The organism is Massilia oculi (assembly GCF_003143515.1).
Taxonomy (GTDB): Bacteria; Pseudomonadota; Gammaproteobacteria; order Burkholderiales; family Burkholderiaceae_D; genus Telluria; species Telluria oculi.
Map to the genome: position 1 here is coordinate 5206900 of NZ_CP029343.1, position 15936 is coordinate 5222835.

Here is a 15936-nt window from a genome sequence, read left to right on the forward strand (position 1 = left end):
CGCTCTGCTTAACGATCTACCCGGGCCCGACGTTCATCGCCCATCCAGCAAGTCCTGGCGCGGCCGCTCCCATTGCGGCACCAGGGCCGGCGCCGGGCAGGGCCGGTCCGCCATCTCCGCATACGGCAGGGTCGAGAAATTATCGGCCCCGGGCGCGCTGAAGCGGATATCGGTGGCCTTGCCGTCGATCAGCGAGGGCACGCGCGCGAAGCGCAGCCAGCCGTCGAAGTGGCAGTTATCCTGCCGCAGCGCGCGCAGGCCGGCCAGGCTGCCGTCTTCCTTGTACTTCCACGACAGCGTTCGCTCGGCGGCGCCCGGCTCGCCGCCGAAGCGCGCCGGGCAGGCGGCGACGTCGCTCACGCCAGGGGCCAGGCTCAGCGCGCCGATGCGCACCGCATAGCTGCCGGCGCCGCCGTTGTCGCTGATCACCGCGAACGACCAGCACAGGGGATTCGACGGGAAGGCCGACAGCGGCATGTCGAGGATGCGGCTGCCCGGCTCGAGCTGGGCGAGCGCTGACCGGATCTGCTCGCGCGCCAGGTGGCCGGCCACGCCCTGCACCGCGATGAAGCCCAGGCAGGCCACGATCGCGGCGACCAGGCCGGCCGACCCGCCACGGCGCGCCATCACGGCCACGACAGCCGCCACCGTCAGCAGGCCGGCCAGCGAACCCCACTGCAGGAAGCCCATATAGGTAAACAGCACCGGTGCGGCCAGGATCAGGGCCGCGAACAGCCAGCGCAGCACACGGTTCGGCACCAGCAAGGCCAGCGCCACCCCGAGCGCGGTCCAGAACACCGGCTCGATGATGAACACCATGTCGCCATACAGCCAGCGCGAGTCGAGCGGGTGGAAGGGGTGCACGCCATACACGTTCAGGAAGTCGAGCGACAGGTGCAGCACCATCCCGAGCGCGGCGGTGGCCAGCACCGCGCGGCGCGCCGTGCGGTCGTCGCGCATCAGGCGCCGCGCCCCCGGCCACAGCAGCCATAGCAGGCCGAGCAGCAGCGCGATCTGGGGCAGGGCATACAGCAGCGTGTGCGTATGGCCGCGGTGGTGCAGCAGATAGCCGAGCGGTGGCGCCAGCAAGGGCGTGAGCATCAGGTCGAGGTCGGGAAAATTGCTGGCCAGCGCGCCGGTGGCGAGCAGGACGCGGCGCCGTGTGCGCGCTTGATGGGGATCGGGATGGGCGGGCAGGGCGCGGTCGGCGAGTTCGCCCAGCGCCAGGCCCACCAGGGAGTGAGTGAGATTGTCCATCCCACAAGTTTACCGTGAAAGCAAGATATTGAAGTAAATCAAGATTCTCTTGGTTACATACCACGGTGGACCATCGCATTTTTGATGCAGGTCATATTTTTCGCATTTCCTCGTCGTTAGAATGCAAGAAATTATATTTTCTTACAAGCAATAACAGGAGAGCACAGTGCGCAACAACCAGCCAGTCACCGGGAACGAATACGTGATGGGGGCGGGACAGTCGATCGTCTCGAAGACCGATACCAAGGGTCGCATCACCTACGTCAACCCGAGCTTCGTCGACGTCAGCGGATTCAGCGAAGGCGAGCTGCTGGGCAAGGCCCACAATATGGTGCGCCATCCCGACATGCCGCCCGAGGCCTTCGCCGACATGTGGGCGACTCTGCAGGCGGGCGACCCCTGGACCGGCCTGGTCAAGAACCGCCGCAAGAACGGCGATTTCTACTGGGTGGTGGCGAACGTGGTGCCGATCCAGGAGCGCGGCCGCGTGACCGGCTATATGTCGGTGCGCACCGCGCCCACCCGCCAGCAGATCGAGCAGGCCGACCGGCTGTACCGTCAGATCCGCGCCGGGCAGGCGCGCGGCCTCGGCATCGTGCGCGGCCAGGTGGTGCGCACCGGCTGGCGCCGGCGTCTGAATCTGCTGGCCGCCCTGCGCGAGCTGCCGCTGCGCCAGCGCCTGGGCTGGATGATGGGCGGGCAGGCCCTGGTGTTGTCAGCGCTCGGGGCCGCCGCGGATGGCCCGGCCTGGCGCATGCTGGCCGGCGCCGGCGTGCTGGCCTCGCTGGCGGTCTGGTATGAGCTCAACCGCAGCATCGCGCGGCCTCTGCAGGATGCCGTCGCGACCGTCTATGCACTGGCCGGCGGCGACCTCGCGCGTCCCGTCCCGGCGCCTGGCGGCGGGGAGATCGGCCGCCTGCAGCTGGCGCTGCGCCAGCTGAACGTCAACCTGACGGCAATCATGGGCGACGTGCGCGACAACGTCAGCTCGATCGAACTCGCCACCCGCGCGATCGCCGCCGGCAATGCCGACCTGGCCAGCCGTACCGAAGCCCAGGCCGCCAGCCTGGAGCAGACCGCGAGCAGCCTGGGTAATATCGCGCGCGCCGCCGGCCGCAATACCGACAGCGCGGTGCAGGCCGACGGCATGGTGCTGGCCGCCACCACGGTGGCCGGCCAGGGCGGCCAGGCGGCCCAGCGCATCGGCCAGACCATGGAACGGATCAGCGGCTCGGCCAACCGCATCGGCGACATCATCGGTCTGATCGACGGCATCGCCTTCCAGACCAATCTGCTGGCGCTGAACGCAGCGGTCGAGGCGGCCAGGGCAGGCGAGCAGGGACGCGGCTTCGCCGTCGTGGCCGGAGAGGTGCGCAGCCTGGCCCAGCGCACCGCCGGCGCCGCAAAGGAGATCAAGGGACTGATCGAGGTCTCCAGCGGCCACGTGGGAGAGGGCGCCGAACTGGTCGGCCAGGCCGGCCAGACCATGCGCGCGGTGGTCGACCAGGTGGCCGAGGCGGCCGCCATCATGAGCGCGATCACTGCCGCCAGCCGCGAACAGGCCCGGGACATCCTGGGCGTCAATGCCGCCATGAGCGAGCTGGACGCGATCACGCGGCAGAACGCCGCCCAGGTCGAGGAATCGGCCGTCTCCTCCAGCAGCGTGGCCGATGAAGCGGCCCGCCTGTCGCTGGCTTTGTCGGTGTTCAAGTTCAAGGCGCTGTAATCGTTAGATATGGATGAGCATTGAACTGCCGAGCTGACCCGCGGTCCAATCCCGGTCGCCATCGACTGGGAGCGCACGATGAAAGCGCCGAACTTAACAAAGCTGTGCGATCGACTGTCTCAACTGAACCAGCCGCAGCGCCAACAGGTGCTGGCCGCCCTGCATCCGGCTGCCGGGCTCGACCGGGTGGTCGTCCTCATCGGCGAGATCCGGTCAATGGGGCGCTGCTGCCCGGATTGCGGCTGCGAGCGTTGCCACCGCCATGGCCAGGCAAACGACCTGCAACGCTATCGCTGCCGCGCGTGCGGCCGCACCTTCAATGACCTGACCGGCACGCCGCTGGCGCGGCTCAGGCACAAGGGCAAGTGGCTCGATTACCTGGAAGCGGTGCTCGATTCCCGCACGGTCCGTTCTGCTGCCAAACGGGTAGGCGTGCACCCGAACACGACGTTTCGCTGGCGCCACCGCTTCCTCGACCGGGTCAAGGACGACCGGCCCGAGCGCCTGGTCGGCATCGTCGAGGCCGACGAAACGTTCCTGCTCGAATCGCAGAAGGGTTCACGCAAGCTCGATCGCCAGCCGCGCAAGCGCGGCGGCAGTGCCGCCCTGCGCGGTATTTCGCATCATCTCGATTGCATCCTGGTGGCGCGCGACCGCAGAGGGCAGACCATCGACGCCGTTACCGGCCGCGGCCCCTTGAAGGTGACCCAACTGATCAAGCACCTGCTGCCGAAACTCGATTCGCAAGCGCTGCTGGTCACCGACGCCAATGCCGCCTATCGCGCCTTCGCCCAAGCGCATGGCATTGCGCACCAGGCTGTCAATCTCGGCGCCGGCAAACGGGTCCGCAGCGGCGCCGAGGGCGCCATCCATGTGCAGAACGTGAACGCCTACCACCGGCGTTTCAAGGAATGGCTGTTGCGCTTCCATGGCGTGGCGTCGCGCTGGTTATCCAACTATCTCGGCTGGCAGTGGGCGCTCGATGGCGGGCGAGTCTCTTCTGTCGAGCAATTGCTGCGAATCGTATTCGGAGTCATCAACAGATAACGAGAACAGCGCCAAGTTCAAACATGGCGGCTAGGTCAACTCTTCCATATTTGATGCATGTCAAGGATTCGCGTGAAGCAGATCAATAAACTGACAGCTAATCGTGCCACTTTGCATTTCCGCAAATTGGCCAGCAGCTGGAGTACCTCAGTCATGTTCGCAGAAGTGCAAGCGGCGCCCCCCGTGCCGGTCCCCGCGCAGGTCCCGTCCCAACCCGCCATCGTGCTCCACCCGGTCGTCGAATTCGATGGCGACCTGCTGGCCCGGCTCGGCAAGTCCGGCCCCCGTTATACTTCCTATCCGACGGCCGATCGCTTCAGCCCTGACTTCGGCTACCGCGACTACCTGCACGCGGTGGCCAGCGTGCGCACCCGCGGCAAGCGTCCGCTGTCGCTGTACCTGCACATTCCATTCTGCGAAAGCGTCTGCTACTACTGCGCCTGCAACAAGATCGTCACCAGGCGCCGCGACAAGGCGGCGACCTACCTGTCCTACCTGAAGCGCGAGGTCGAGATGCAGGGTCTGCTGTTTGCCGGCATGAACGAGGTCGAGCAGCTGCACTTCGGTGGCGGCACCCCCACCTACCTGTCGGACGAGCAGATGGGCGAGCTGATGAACCACCTGCGGCGCTGCTTCAGCTTCGCGCCCGACGAGCGCGGAGAGTACTCGATCGAGGTCGACCCGCGCACCGTCTCAACCGAACGCGTGCACAGCCTGCGGCGCCAGGGTTTCAACCGGATCAGCCTGGGCGTGCAGGATTTCGACCCGGACGTGCAGAAGGCGGTCAACCGGGTCCAGCCCGAGCTTGAAACGGTGGCGATCATCGACGCCGCGCGCGCCGCGGGTTTCCGTTCGGTGAGCATCGACCTGATCTACGGCCTGCCGAAGCAGAACTTGGCCAGCATGACGCAAACCCTGGACAAGGTGATCACGGCCAGCCCGGACCGCATCTCGGTCTACCACTACGCCCACATGCCGCACCTGTTCAAGCCCCAGCGGCGCATCCAGCAACAGGACATGCCGGACAGCGACACCAAGCTCAGGATGCTCCAGCTGTGCATCGAGCGCCTCGGGGCGGCCGGCTACGTGTACATCGGCATGGACCATTTCGCCAAGCCGGACGACGACCTCGCCGTGGCCCAGCGCCAGGGCCGCCTGCACCGCAACTTCCAGGGCTACTCGACCCATGCCGACGCCGACCTGGTGGCGTGCGGCGTGTCGAGCATCGGCGCGGTGGGCGCAACCTACAGCCAGAACGTCAAGACGCTCGACGAATACTACGACCTGATCGACCAGAACGAGTTGCCGGTACAGCGCGGCATCCGCCTGTCGATGGACGACGCGCTGCGCCGCGCGATCATCCAGAAGCTGATGTGCCAGTTCGAACTGTCGATCCCGGCCATCGAGCAGGCGTTCCCGATCGCCTTCGACCAGTATTTCGCCGGCGAGCTGGCGCTGCTCCTCAAGATGCAGGACGATGGCCTGGTCCAGGTGGGGCCGGAGTGGCTTACCGTCACGATGAAGGGTCGCCTGTTGATCCGTAATGTGTGCATGGTGTTCGACCGCTACCTTGCCCGGCCGGGCGAGGGCCCGCGCCATTCACAAACCGTGTAAAAGGCCAGCCATGAGCGGCGCCAGCCTGTTTCCCGTGTTCCTGGTCGGCCTGGCCGGCAGCGTGCACTGCGCCGGCATGTGCGGCGGGATCGTCGGCGCGCTGTCGCTGCCGCGCCCGCACCCGACTGCCCCGGCCTTGCGGGAACCGGCTTTCCCGCTGCCGGTGCGCAGCAGCGCCGCGAGCGCGGGCGCCTCGCTGACCTGGGTCGGGGCCTATAACGCCGGGCGCATCGCCAGCTACATGACGGCTGGCGCACTGGCTGGGGGACTGGCCGGCAGCGCGGCTTCGCTGGCCTCGTTGCCGGCCTTGCAGGCGGGCTTCTACTGGGCCGCGAACCTGATGCTGGTGGCGCTGGGGCTGTTCCTGATGGACGCCTGGCGCGGCCTGGTCCGCGTCGAGCAGGCCGGCCAGGCCTTGTGGCGCCATCTCGCCCCGCTGCTGCGGCGGGTGAACGGCGCCAGGGCTGGCGCCGTGCGCATGTTCGCGCTCGGCGCGCTGTGGGGCTGGCTGCCGTGCGGGATGGTGTACAGCGTGCTGGTGACGGCCATGCTGAGCGGCTCGGCGCTGGGGGGCGCCGGCGTGATGCTGGCGTTCGGCCTGGGCACGCTGCCGATGCTCGCCGCGCTCGGCCTGGCGGGCGGCCGGCTGCGCGTCCTGATGGCCCGGCGGACCGTGCGCCTGTGCTGCGGGTTGGCGATCCTTGCCTTCGGCATCCTCGGCCTGGCACGCGCTGCCGGCGGCCTGCCGGCCGGCTGGATGCACGAGCTGTGCCTTGGGGGCCCGGCATGAGCGCCGTCCTCAAGGAAGCGCTGCGCGATGCGGCCGGCGCGACCGCGGCGCGCGCACAGTCGGCCGCTTGCTTCCATTGCGGCCTGCCGGTGCCGCATGACAGCGCCTGGCAAGCCACGATCGGCGGCAATGTGGAGCGCATGTGCTGTCCCGGCTGCGCGGCGGCGGCCCAGGCCATCGTCGACGGCGGCTTCGCCGATTATTACGCGACCCGCAGCGCCTACGCCGCCCAGGCCGACCTCAAGGCCGCCAATGCGCCCGAGCTCGACCTGGTCGACGACGGCGATGTCGATGGCTCGGCCAGCTTCACGGTGGAGGGGATCCGCTGCGCCGCCTGCGTGTGGCTGATCGAGCGCCGCCTGCAAAACCTGCCCGGGGTGCTGGACGTCAGCCTGAACGTGGCCACCGAGCGCCTGTTCGTGCGCTGGGATCCGTCCGGCTGCCGCCCGAGCAGCATCCTGCGCAGCCTGGGCGCGATCGGCTACACCGCCTACCCCTACGATGCGCGGCGCCACGGCGAGCAGCTCGAGCGCGGGCGCAAGAAGCTGTTCCGCCAGCTGTTCGTGGCCGGCCTGTCGATGATGCAGGTGATGATGTATGCGGTGCCGGTGTACATGGCCGACGAGGGCACGATGGACGCCGCGATGACGGCGCTGATGCAGTGGGCCTCGTTCTTCCTGACCCTGCCGGCGGTGCTGTATTCGGCCCAGCCCTTCTTCAGCGGCGCCTGGCGCGACCTGCGGCGCGGCATGCCTGGCATGGACGTGCCGGTCGCGCTCGGGATCGGCGCCGCCTTCGGCGGCAGCCTGCATGCGTTGATATCGGGGCAGGGCGACGTGTACTTTGATTCGGTGACCATGTTCGTGTTCCTGCTGCTGGGCAGTCGCTACCTCGAACTGGGGGCGCGCCGCAAGGCGGCCGGCGCGCTCGAGCGCCTGCAGCAGGGATTGCCGCCGTCGGCGCTGCGCCTGCGCGGCGATCCGCGCTTGCGCAAGGGGGATGACGACATCGAGCTGGTGACGGCTGGCAGCCTGCGGGTGGGCGACCTGGTGCTGGTGCGCGCCGGCCAGGCGGCGCCGGCCGACGGCATGATCGTCGAGGGCGACACCGAGGTCGACCTGGCGCTCCTGACGGGCGAGAGCCGCACCCAGCGCCGCGGCGTGGGCGACCTGGTGCCGGGCGGCGCGGTCAATGTGGCCGGCGCCATCGTATTGCGCGTCACCTCGACCGCCAACGACAGCCTGCTTTCGATGCTGGTGCGGCTGGTCGAACGCGCGGGGCAGGGTAAACCAGCGCTGGCCCTGTGGGCCGACCGGGTGGCAGCCTGGTTCGTGCTTGGCTTGCTGGTGCTGACCGTGCTGGCCTATTTCGCCTGGCTGCAGGTGGATCCGGCCCGGGCCTGGCAGGTGGCAATCGCGGTGCTGGTGGTGTCGTGCCCGTGCGCGCTGTCGCTGGCCACGCCGACCGCGCTGGCCGCCGCCACCGACCGGCTGCTCAGGCGTGGCGTGCTGTCGGTGCAGCCGCACACGCTGGAAACTTTCGACCGCGCCACCCACGTGGTGTTCGACAAGACCGGCACGCTCACCCATGGCCGCCCGGTGCTGCGCCGGACCCTGTCGGTGGGCCGCCTGGCCGGCTCCGCCTGCCTGCGCATCGCCGCCGCGCTGGAGGCAGACAATCCGCATCCGCTGGCGCTGGGGATCCGCGAGGCCGCCGTTTCAGTCACTGCGGCTTCGCCCGGCGAATCCGCCCGCGCCGAACGCACGCAATTCACGGTCGGGCAGGGCGTCGAGGGCTGGGTCGATGGACGTTACTATCGACTGGGCAGCGCCGCCTGGGTCGCCGGCGTGGCCGGCGGCGTGGCGCGCGCCGCCGCGCCGGTGGGCGCCACCTCGGTCTGGCTCGGCAACAGCGAAGGCTGGCTGGCGCGTTTCGACCTGGCCGACGGCCTGCGAGCCGACGCCGCCGACGTGGTGGGCCGCATCCGCGCCAGCGGCAAGACGGTGATCGTGCTCAGCGGCGACGAGCAGCACGCGGCGCAGGCCGTGGCGGCCCGCCTGGGCATCCCGATCGCCATCGGCGGCAAGCTGCCGCAGGAAAAGCTGGCCTATGTGCGGCGCCTGCAGCAGGACGGCGCGATCGTGGCGATGGTCGGCGACGGCATCAACGACGCGGCGGTGCTGCGCGGGGCCGACGTCTCGTTCGCGATGGGCCGCGGGGCCGAACTGGCGCAACTGCATGCCGACGGCGTGCTGATGGGCGAGAGCCTGGCGCCGCTGGCCGACACGCTCGATACGGCGCGCCGCACCCTGGCGGTGATCCGCCAGAACCTGACCTGGGCCACGGTCTACAACGTGGCGGCGATTCCGGCGGCGGCGACGGGTTTGTTGAATCCCTGGCTGGCGGGGATCGGCATGGCGGCCAGTTCGGCCGTGGTCGTGCTCAATGCGCTGCGCTTGCGAAAGGACTAGACGATGGAAGCCTTGTATTTGCTGGTGCCGCTCAGCGTGGTGGTGGTGGGGGTGGCCTTGTGGGTGTTCTTCGGGGCGGCCGAGAGCGGGCAGTTCGACGATCTGGAGGGGCCGGCGTATCGCGTCTTGCAAGACGATGATCGGGGTGGCGATGCTTGACACGGGATGGACGGCTTGGCCGTCCATCCCGGCGCCGGGAGGTCACATGGACGGACCGCGTCCGGTATGGGTTTCTTTCTCGATGCGGTCCTGGCATTCGATGCAGGTGCGCACCGTCGGGGTGGCCAGCAGGCGCGCGTCGGGAATCTCGCGACCGCACGACTCGCAGATGCCGGCGCCGCCAGCCTCGAGCTTGCCGAGGGCGACGTCGATCTCGTGCAGCTTGTTGGCATCGTGTTCGGCCAGGTGGACTTCGTCGTGGCCGATCATCTCGGCGGTATTGCGGTCGTCGCCTTGTGCTTCATGCGCGAGCGGGCCGATCGTCGGGGCGTCGCCCTCGTCGGCCGTGGTGCGCGCACGAACGGCGCCGAGCAGGTCTTCACGCGCTGCGTTCAGGCGCCTGGACATTTCTTCGTGAACGGATTGGGAAAGAGGCGGCATAGCGATTCCTTATTGGTTAGTGAGGAAAAGCCCCCCGGACTATGGCGGGCCGTCTAGTTTTGGACATGATTCATCTCAAAACGATACCCGTGGAATCGTGGAGGAAAGCGTCGCAGCTCTGAGCACAACGAGGCAAAGACAGACGTTCCCTCCACTCTATCCATCAAGGAACATTTTGATACACATCAAGGATTTTTGAGGTTCGTAAACGCACACTCCTGACTGTCACTCAATCGTGTCATTTCAGGAGAGCATCTTGGACAGAAGTCTAAACTATAACTACAAGATCGTGCGCCAGTTTGCCATTGCGACGGTGGTGTGGGGCGTGATCGGCATGGCGGCAGGGGTGTTCATCGCGGCCCAGCTGGCCTGGCCCGCGCTCAACTTCGACATCCCATGGCTCAGCTACGGACGCTTGCGTCCGCTGCACACCAACGCGGTCATCTTCGCCTTCGGCATTTGCGGCCTGTTCGCCACGTCGTACTACGTGGTGCAGCGCACCTGCCAGGTCCGCCTTTTTTCGGACAAGCTGGCCTCGTTCACCTTCTGGGGCTGGCAGGCGGTGCTGCTGTGCGCCGCGGTCACGCTGCCGATGGGCTTCACGCGCGGCAAGGAGTACGCCGAACTCGAATGGCCGATCTCGATCCTGATCGCCATCGTCTGGGTCGCCTATGCCGTGGTGTTCTTCGGCACCATCGTCAAGCGCAAGGTCAGGCACATCTACGTCGCCAACTGGTTCTTCGGCGCCTTCATCCTGGCGGTGGCCATCCTGCACATCGTGAACGGCATGACCTCGCCGGCCTCGCTGATGAAATCGTACTCGGTGTACTCGGGCGTGCAGGACGCCATGATCCAGTGGTGGTACGGCCATAACGCGGTCGGCTTCATCCTCACCGCCGGCTACCTGGGCATGGTCTATTACTTCATTCCGAAGCAGGCCGAACGTCCGGTGTACTCGTACCGCTTGTCGATCGTGCACTTCTGGGCCCTGATCTTCACCTATATGTGGGCCGGTCCGCACCACCTGCACTACACCGCGCTGCCCGACTGGACGCAATCGCTGGGCATGGTGTTCTCGATCATCCTGCTGGCGCCGTCGTGGGGCGGCATGATCAACGGGATCATGACCCTGTCGGGCGCCTGGCACAAGCTGCGCTCCGACCCGCTGCTGAAATTCATGATCGTCTCGCTGTCGTTCTACGGCATGGCCACCTTCGAGGGCCCGATGATGTCGATCAAGACCATCAACGCGCTGTCGCACTACACCGACTGGACCGTCGCCCACGTCCACGCCGGCGCCCTGGGCTGGGTCGGCTTCATCACCATGGGCTCGATCTACTACATCATCCCGCGCGTCGCCGGTAAACAACAGATGCACAGCGTCTCCATGGTTGAAACCCATTTTTGGGTCGCCACCATCGGCGTCGTCCTCTACATCGCCTCGATGTGGATCGCCGGCGTGATGCAGGGCCTGATGTGGCGCGCTGTGAATGCCGACGGCACCCTGACCTATACCTTCGCCGAGAGCGTCAAGGCCACCTGGCCGTACTACGTGATCCGCGTCACCGGCGGCGCGCTGTATCTGTGCGGCATGGTGCTGATGGCCTGGAATACCTGGATGACGATGCGCGGCACCAGGAGCGTCGACGTCCCGATCCCGCTCGGGCCGAAGAATCCGCGCGGCGTGATTGACACCGGGCACGTCGTCCCAGCCTAAAGAAACCAGGAGTTTGCAATGAAATTCACCCATGAGTGGATCGAGAAGAATGTGTGGCTGCTGATCGGCCTCGTCCTGCTGGTCATCTCCTTCGGCGGCCTGGTCGAGATCGTGCCGCTGTTCTTCCAGAAGTCGACCACCGAACCGGTCGCCGGCCTGAAGCCGTACTCGCCGCTGCGCCTGGCCGGCCGCGACGTCTACATCCGCGAGGGCTGCTACGGCTGCCACTCGCAGATGATCCGGCCGTTCCGCGCCGAGACCGAGCGCTATGGCCACTACTCGGTGGCCGGCGAGTCGGTCTACGAGCACCCGTTCCAGTGGGGTTCCAAGCGCACCGGCCCCGACCTGGCGCGCGTGGGAGGCCGCTACAGCGACGAATGGCACCGCACCCACCTCGACAATCCGCGCGACGTGGTGCCCGAGTCGAACATGCCGGGTTATCCATGGCTGGCCAGGACGAAGCTGGTCCCGGGCGAGATCATGCCGAAGATGCGCGCGCTGCAGCGCGTCGGCGTGCCCTATACCGACGCCGAGATCGCGGAAGCACCGAAAGACCTGGTCGACAAGACCGAGCAGGACGCGCTGGTCGCCTACCTGCAGGGCTGGGCACCCAGATCAAGACGAGGAACTGAGCTAGGAACCGATATGGCACTCCAACAACTATTCGACGACGCCAGCAGCGTCATGACCGTCATCAGCTTCGCGACCTTCATGGGCATCGTGGGCTGGACCTACCTGCTGCACAAGGGCAGCGACTTCGACGCGGCGGCGTATCTGCCGTTCGCCGACGACACCAACGAAGGCGGGGAGCATTGACATGGCCGACTTCTTCAACGATTTCTGGCACTACTACGTTGCGGCGATAACGATCCTGTCGATCGCCGGCTGCGGCATCCTGCTCTGGTCGCAGTCCAGGTTCAAGGTCAGGCTCGATGCCGACGGCAAGCCGCAGCAGACCACCGGCCACGTGTGGGACGAAGACCTCACGGAACTGAACACGCCGATGCCGCGCTGGTGGATCATCCTGTTCTGGCTGTCGATCCTGTTTGCTGTCTTCTATCTGGTGCTGTATCCGGGCCTGGGAGCCTGGCGCGGCACGTTGAAATGGAACCAGGTGGGCGAGTACCAGGCCGAGCTGAAGCAGGCGAAGCTTGAATACGGTCCGCTGTTCGAGCAGTACAGGAAGCTCGACCTGAAAGCGGTGGCGGCCGATCCGCAGGCCCACGCGATCGGCGAGCGCCTGTTCCTGACCTACTGCTCGCAGTGCCACGGCTCGGATGCGCGCGGCAGCAAAGGCTTCCCCAACCTGGCGGACAGCGACTGGCTGCATGGCGGCGAGCCGGACATCATCAAGACCACGATCATGAACGGCCGCACCGGCATGATGCCGCCGATGGGCGCGGCGCTGGGCTCGGACAAGGACGTCGAGAGCGTGGCCCACTACGTGCGTTCGCTGTCTGGCCTGTCGGCCGATCCGATCAAGGTCGCCTTCGGCAAGCCGAAGTTCGCCACCTGCGTGGCTTGCCATGGCGCCGAAGGCAAGGGCAACACGATGCTGGGCGCGCCGAACCTGGCCGACAAGACCTGGCTGTATGGCGGCAGCGTGGAGACCGTGATGGAGACGATCCGCAAGGGCCGCTCCAACACCATGCCGGCCTTCGGCGACTTCCTGGGCGAAGAGAAGGTCCACGTGCTGGCGGCCTATGTATGGAGCCTGTCGAATCCGACCGCGCCCGTATCTGCACACGTTGCCTCCAACGCGACGAAAGCGACGGCGGCAAAATGACCGACCCTGCTGGAGCGCCGCGCGAAGCGATCGTTCGCATGTACGCGGCGCGGGAAGACATCTTCCCGCGCGAGATCAAGGGCCGCTATGCGACGCTGCGCTGGGCCTGCGTCTGGCTGACGCAGCTCCTGTTCTACGGCCTGCCGTGGCTGAACATGAACGGCCGCCAGGCCGTCCTGTTCGACCTGGCCAGCCGCAAGTTCTACCTGTTCGGGGTGGTGTTGTGGCCGCAGGACTTCATCTACCTCGCGGCGCTGCTGATCGTGTGCGCCTATGGCCTGTTCCTGGTGACGGCGGTGGCGGGCCGCGTGTGGTGCGGCTTCGCCTGCCCCCAGACGGTCTACACCGAGATCTTCCTCTGGATCGAACGCAAGATCGAAGGCTCGCGCAGCAGCCAGATGCGGCTCGCGCGCCAGCCATGGAATGCGGAGAAGGTCGCCAAGCGCGGCGCCAAGCACCTGGCGTGGGGCGCGGTCGCGCTGTGGACCGGCTTTACTTTTGTGAGCTACTTCGCCCCGATCCGCTCGCTGGGCGGCGAGATCGCGGCCTTCGGCCTGGGGCCCTGGGAAACCTTCTGGACCCTGTTCTATTCCTTCGCCACCTACGGCAACGCCGGCTGGCTGCGCGAGCAGGTCTGCAAGTATATGTGCCCGTATGCGCGCTTCCAGAGCGCGATGTTCGACAAGGACACCCTGATCGTCACCTACGACGTCGCGCGCGGCGAGCCACGCAACGGCCGCAGGAAGGGCGAAGCCCAGGCGCTCGCCGGCAATAGCGGCGACTGCATCGATTGCAGCCTGTGCGTGCAGGTGTGCCCTACCGGGATCGACATCCGCAAGGGGCTGCAGTACGAGTGCATCGGCTGCGCCGCCTGCGTCGATGCCTGCAATATCGTGATGGACAAGGTCCAGAAACCGCGCGGCCTGATCCGCTATGCGACCGAGAACGGGCTGGCCCGGAAGCTCGGCGCGCCCGAGATCCGGCGCCGCATGCTGCGCCCGCGCGTGCTGGTCTACAGCGCGGTGCTGGCGATGCTGGTGGCGGCGATGGGCACCTCGCTGGCGCTGCGCAACCCGCTCAAGCTGGATGTGATCCGCGACCGCGGCTCGATGGGGCGCGAAGTCGACGATGGCCGCATCGAGAACGTGTACCGGCTCCAGGTGATGAACACCAGCGAAGCGCCGCAGACGCTGCAGGTGAGCGTGAGCGGCATCCCCTCGGCCACGGTGGCGGACATTGGTGCGATCGCGATCGAGGGAGTCACCACGCGCGCGGTGCCGGTGCGGGTGCGCATCGACCAGGGCGCCGGCAAGCCGGGGACGAACATGATCGAATTCACGGTGCGCTCGCTGAGCGATCCGGACCTGAGCGTGAGCGAAGGGGCGGCCTTTATCGTACCTAAATGAGCGTTTCGAAGTGAGGCCGATATGAGCAAGGAGAAGGATATGCAAGCGACCAACCCCAACTTCCCGCAGCAGACGGCGCCGTGGTACAAGCACCGCTGGCCGTGGTTCCTGATGATCGGCCCGGTGGCCGTGATGATCGGCACCGGCGTTTCGGCCTGGCTCGGCGCGCAGCAGCCCGATGCGATGGTGGTGGCCGACTACTACAAGCAGGGCAAGGCCATCAACCAGGACCTGCGGCGCGACCGCGTCGCCACCGGGCTGGCGCTCAGTTTCGAGGCCAGCCACGATGCGCAGGCGGGGCGCCTGAACGGCCGCCTGGCCAGCGGCGGCCAGCCGGTGGTGGCGCCATTCCACATCCGGCTGGCGCATCCGACCCTGCCCGAGCGCGACCTGGAGCTGGAGGCGCTGCCCGACGCCCAGGGCCGCTTCTCGGCCGCGCTGCCGGTCCTCGAGGCGACCCACTGGCAGGCGGTGGTGGAGGGCGCGGCGCGCGACTGGCGGCTGGCGCGCAGCTGGAGCCCGGCCAAGCAGGCGTCGCTCGTGATCGAGGCCGACGCTAGCCCAGACGCGCGATGAGGCGCACGTAGACCAGCTCCGCGACCAGCTCCACCAGCGTCTGCGTCACGATGATCGCCGGCAGCAGCGGCACCGCGCCCGGGACGGCCAGCGCCAGCGGCAGCACCACCAGCGAGTTGCGGGTGGCGCCGCTGAAGGCGACGGCACGGCCAGCGGGCGGCGCCAGCCGGAACAGGCGCGCCACCAGCCACCCGGCCAGGGGAGCCAGCAGCGCGAAGGCGGCATAGACCGGCGCCACCCGCAGCGCCGCATCGAGTGCCTGGCCGAGCTGCGGCAGCACCGACGCCACTACGATGAACAGCACCAGCGCCGTCGCCGGCACCGGCAGCAGGCCGAGCACGGTCGATGCGCGCGCGCCGGCCTGATTGCGTGCGGCCCAGAGCTGCAGCGCGACCGCCAGCAGCAGCGGTACGGCGATCAGCCACACGAAGGCGTCGATGAATGGGCCCGGCTGGACCAGGCCGGCCGCGCCAATGCCGAGCAGGATGCGCAGATAGACTGGCAGCATCAGCATCTGCGCCACCAGCAGGACGGGCGTCGCCGCCAGCAGCAGGCGCGCATCGGCGCGGCCGAGGTGGGAAAACGTCACCACGTAATCGATGCAGGGCGCCAGCAGCACCAGCAAGACGCCCAGGCGAATCAGCGGATCGTCCGGCACGAACGGCAGCAGGCCGGCGACCAGCAGGGGAATGACGATGAAGTTCGTCGCCAGCAGGGCGCCGAGGAAGCGGGTGTTGGCGAAGGCGCGTCCCAACTCGGCCAGCGGCACCTGCAGGAAGGTCACGAACAGCATGAGGGTCAGGGCAGGATTGACCGCGGACTCCAGCGCCGTCGTCCCCGGCAGCGCCAGCGCTGCCAGCGCGGCCAACGCCACTGTCGCGAAATAGATGGCGATCTGATTGTTTTCCAGCTTGTCCCTGATGTGCTGCATGTGGTGTCGTCGCTT

14 protein-coding genes and 1 pseudogene are annotated in these 15936 nt (G+C 67.4%); 12 read left to right on the forward strand and 3 right to left on the reverse strand.

Annotated features, from left to right (window positions below):
* Nucleotides 1-33: 33 nt before the first annotated feature.
* Nucleotides 34-1257 carry a metal-dependent hydrolase gene (locus DIR46_RS23425; RefSeq protein WP_109347378.1) on the reverse strand — a complete coding sequence of 408 codons (1224 nt, stop codon included), beginning with the start codon at nt 1255-1257 and terminating at the stop codon, nt 34-36.
* Nucleotides 1258-1423: 166 nt separating this feature from the next.
* On the opposite strand from DIR46_RS23425, the gene DIR46_RS23430 reads away from it, so the two are divergent.
* The 6 genes from DIR46_RS23430 (at nt 1424) to ccoS (ending at nt 9064) form a co-directional block, all read left to right on the forward strand.
* On the forward strand, nt 1424-2983 hold the full coding sequence (locus DIR46_RS23430) for a methyl-accepting chemotaxis protein (protein WP_109347379.1): 1560 nt from the start codon (nt 1424-1426) through the stop codon (nt 2981-2983).
* Between the two features lie 78 nt (nt 2984-3061).
* Nucleotides 3062-4030 carry an IS1595 family transposase gene (locus DIR46_RS23435; RefSeq protein ID WP_109347380.1) on the forward strand — a complete coding sequence of 323 codons (969 nt, stop codon included), beginning with the start codon at nt 3062-3064 and terminating at the stop codon, nt 4028-4030.
* 153 nt (nt 4031-4183) lie between these two features.
* On the forward strand, nt 4184-5644 hold the full coding sequence (gene hemN / locus DIR46_RS23440; RefSeq protein ID WP_229446380.1) for an oxygen-independent coproporphyrinogen III oxidase: 1461 nt from the start codon (nt 4184-4186) through the stop codon (nt 5642-5644).
* Nucleotides 5645-5654: 10 nt separating this feature from the next.
* Complete coding sequence (locus DIR46_RS23445) at nt 5655-6434, forward strand: sulfite exporter TauE/SafE family protein (protein ID WP_109347381.1); 780 nt, start codon at nt 5655-5657, stop codon at nt 6432-6434.
* Nucleotides 6431-8905 carry a heavy metal translocating P-type ATPase gene (locus tag DIR46_RS23450; protein ID WP_109347382.1) on the forward strand — a complete coding sequence of 825 codons (2475 nt, stop codon included), beginning with the start codon at nt 6431-6433 and terminating at the stop codon, nt 8903-8905. The genes DIR46_RS23445 and DIR46_RS23450 overlap by 4 nt, the downstream gene beginning before the upstream one ends.
* Nucleotides 8906-8908: 3 nt before the next feature.
* On the forward strand, nt 8909-9064 hold the full coding sequence (gene ccoS / locus DIR46_RS23455) for a cbb3-type cytochrome oxidase assembly protein CcoS (RefSeq protein ID WP_109347383.1): 156 nt from the start codon (nt 8909-8911) through the stop codon (nt 9062-9064).
* Nucleotides 9065-9106: 42 nt separating this feature from the next.
* Here the strand turns inward: ccoS and DIR46_RS23460 are convergent, their stop codons facing one another.
* Nucleotides 9107-9505, reverse strand: coding sequence for a TraR/DksA family transcriptional regulator (locus DIR46_RS23460; RefSeq protein WP_109347384.1), 399 nt, complete (start codon nt 9503-9505; stop codon nt 9107-9109).
* A 256-nt stretch (nt 9506-9761) separates the two neighbouring features.
* Between DIR46_RS23460 and ccoN the strand changes: the two genes are divergently transcribed.
* From ccoN to DIR46_RS23490, 6 genes and pseudogenes are all read left to right on the forward strand, one after another.
* Nucleotides 9762-11222, forward strand: a complete 1461-nt coding sequence (gene ccoN / locus DIR46_RS23465; protein WP_109347385.1) for a cytochrome-c oxidase, cbb3-type subunit I — start codon at nt 9762-9764, stop codon at nt 11220-11222.
* A gap of 18 nt (nt 11223-11240) precedes the next feature.
* Nucleotides 11241-11854 (forward strand): annotated as a pseudogene (ccoO, locus tag DIR46_RS23470) (cytochrome-c oxidase, cbb3-type subunit II).
* Between the two features lie 13 nt (nt 11855-11867).
* On the forward strand, nt 11868-12038 hold the full coding sequence (locus tag DIR46_RS23475) for a cbb3-type cytochrome oxidase subunit 3 (protein ID WP_109347386.1): 171 nt from the start codon (nt 11868-11870) through the stop codon (nt 12036-12038).
* 1 nt (nt 12039) lies between these two features.
* Nucleotides 12040-13008, forward strand: a complete 969-nt coding sequence (gene ccoP, locus DIR46_RS23480) for a cytochrome-c oxidase, cbb3-type subunit III (protein ID WP_109347387.1) — start codon at nt 12040-12042, stop codon at nt 13006-13008.
* Nucleotides 13005-14414: a cytochrome c oxidase accessory protein CcoG gene (gene ccoG / locus DIR46_RS23485; RefSeq protein WP_109347388.1), complete on the forward strand. Its 1410-nt coding sequence runs from the start codon at nt 13005-13007 to the stop codon at nt 14412-14414. The genes ccoP and ccoG overlap by 4 nt, the downstream gene beginning before the upstream one ends.
* Before the next feature lie 39 nt (nt 14415-14453).
* Nucleotides 14454-14990, forward strand: coding sequence for a FixH family protein (locus DIR46_RS23490; protein ID WP_229446381.1), 537 nt, complete (start codon nt 14454-14456; stop codon nt 14988-14990).
* On the opposite strand, the gene DIR46_RS23495 is transcribed toward DIR46_RS23490, so the two are convergent.
* Complete coding sequence (locus DIR46_RS23495; RefSeq protein WP_109347390.1) at nt 14971-15921, reverse strand: arsenic resistance protein; 951 nt, start codon at nt 15919-15921, stop codon at nt 14971-14973. The genes DIR46_RS23490 and DIR46_RS23495 overlap by 20 nt on opposite strands.
* Nucleotides 15922-15936 lie beyond the last annotated feature (15 nt).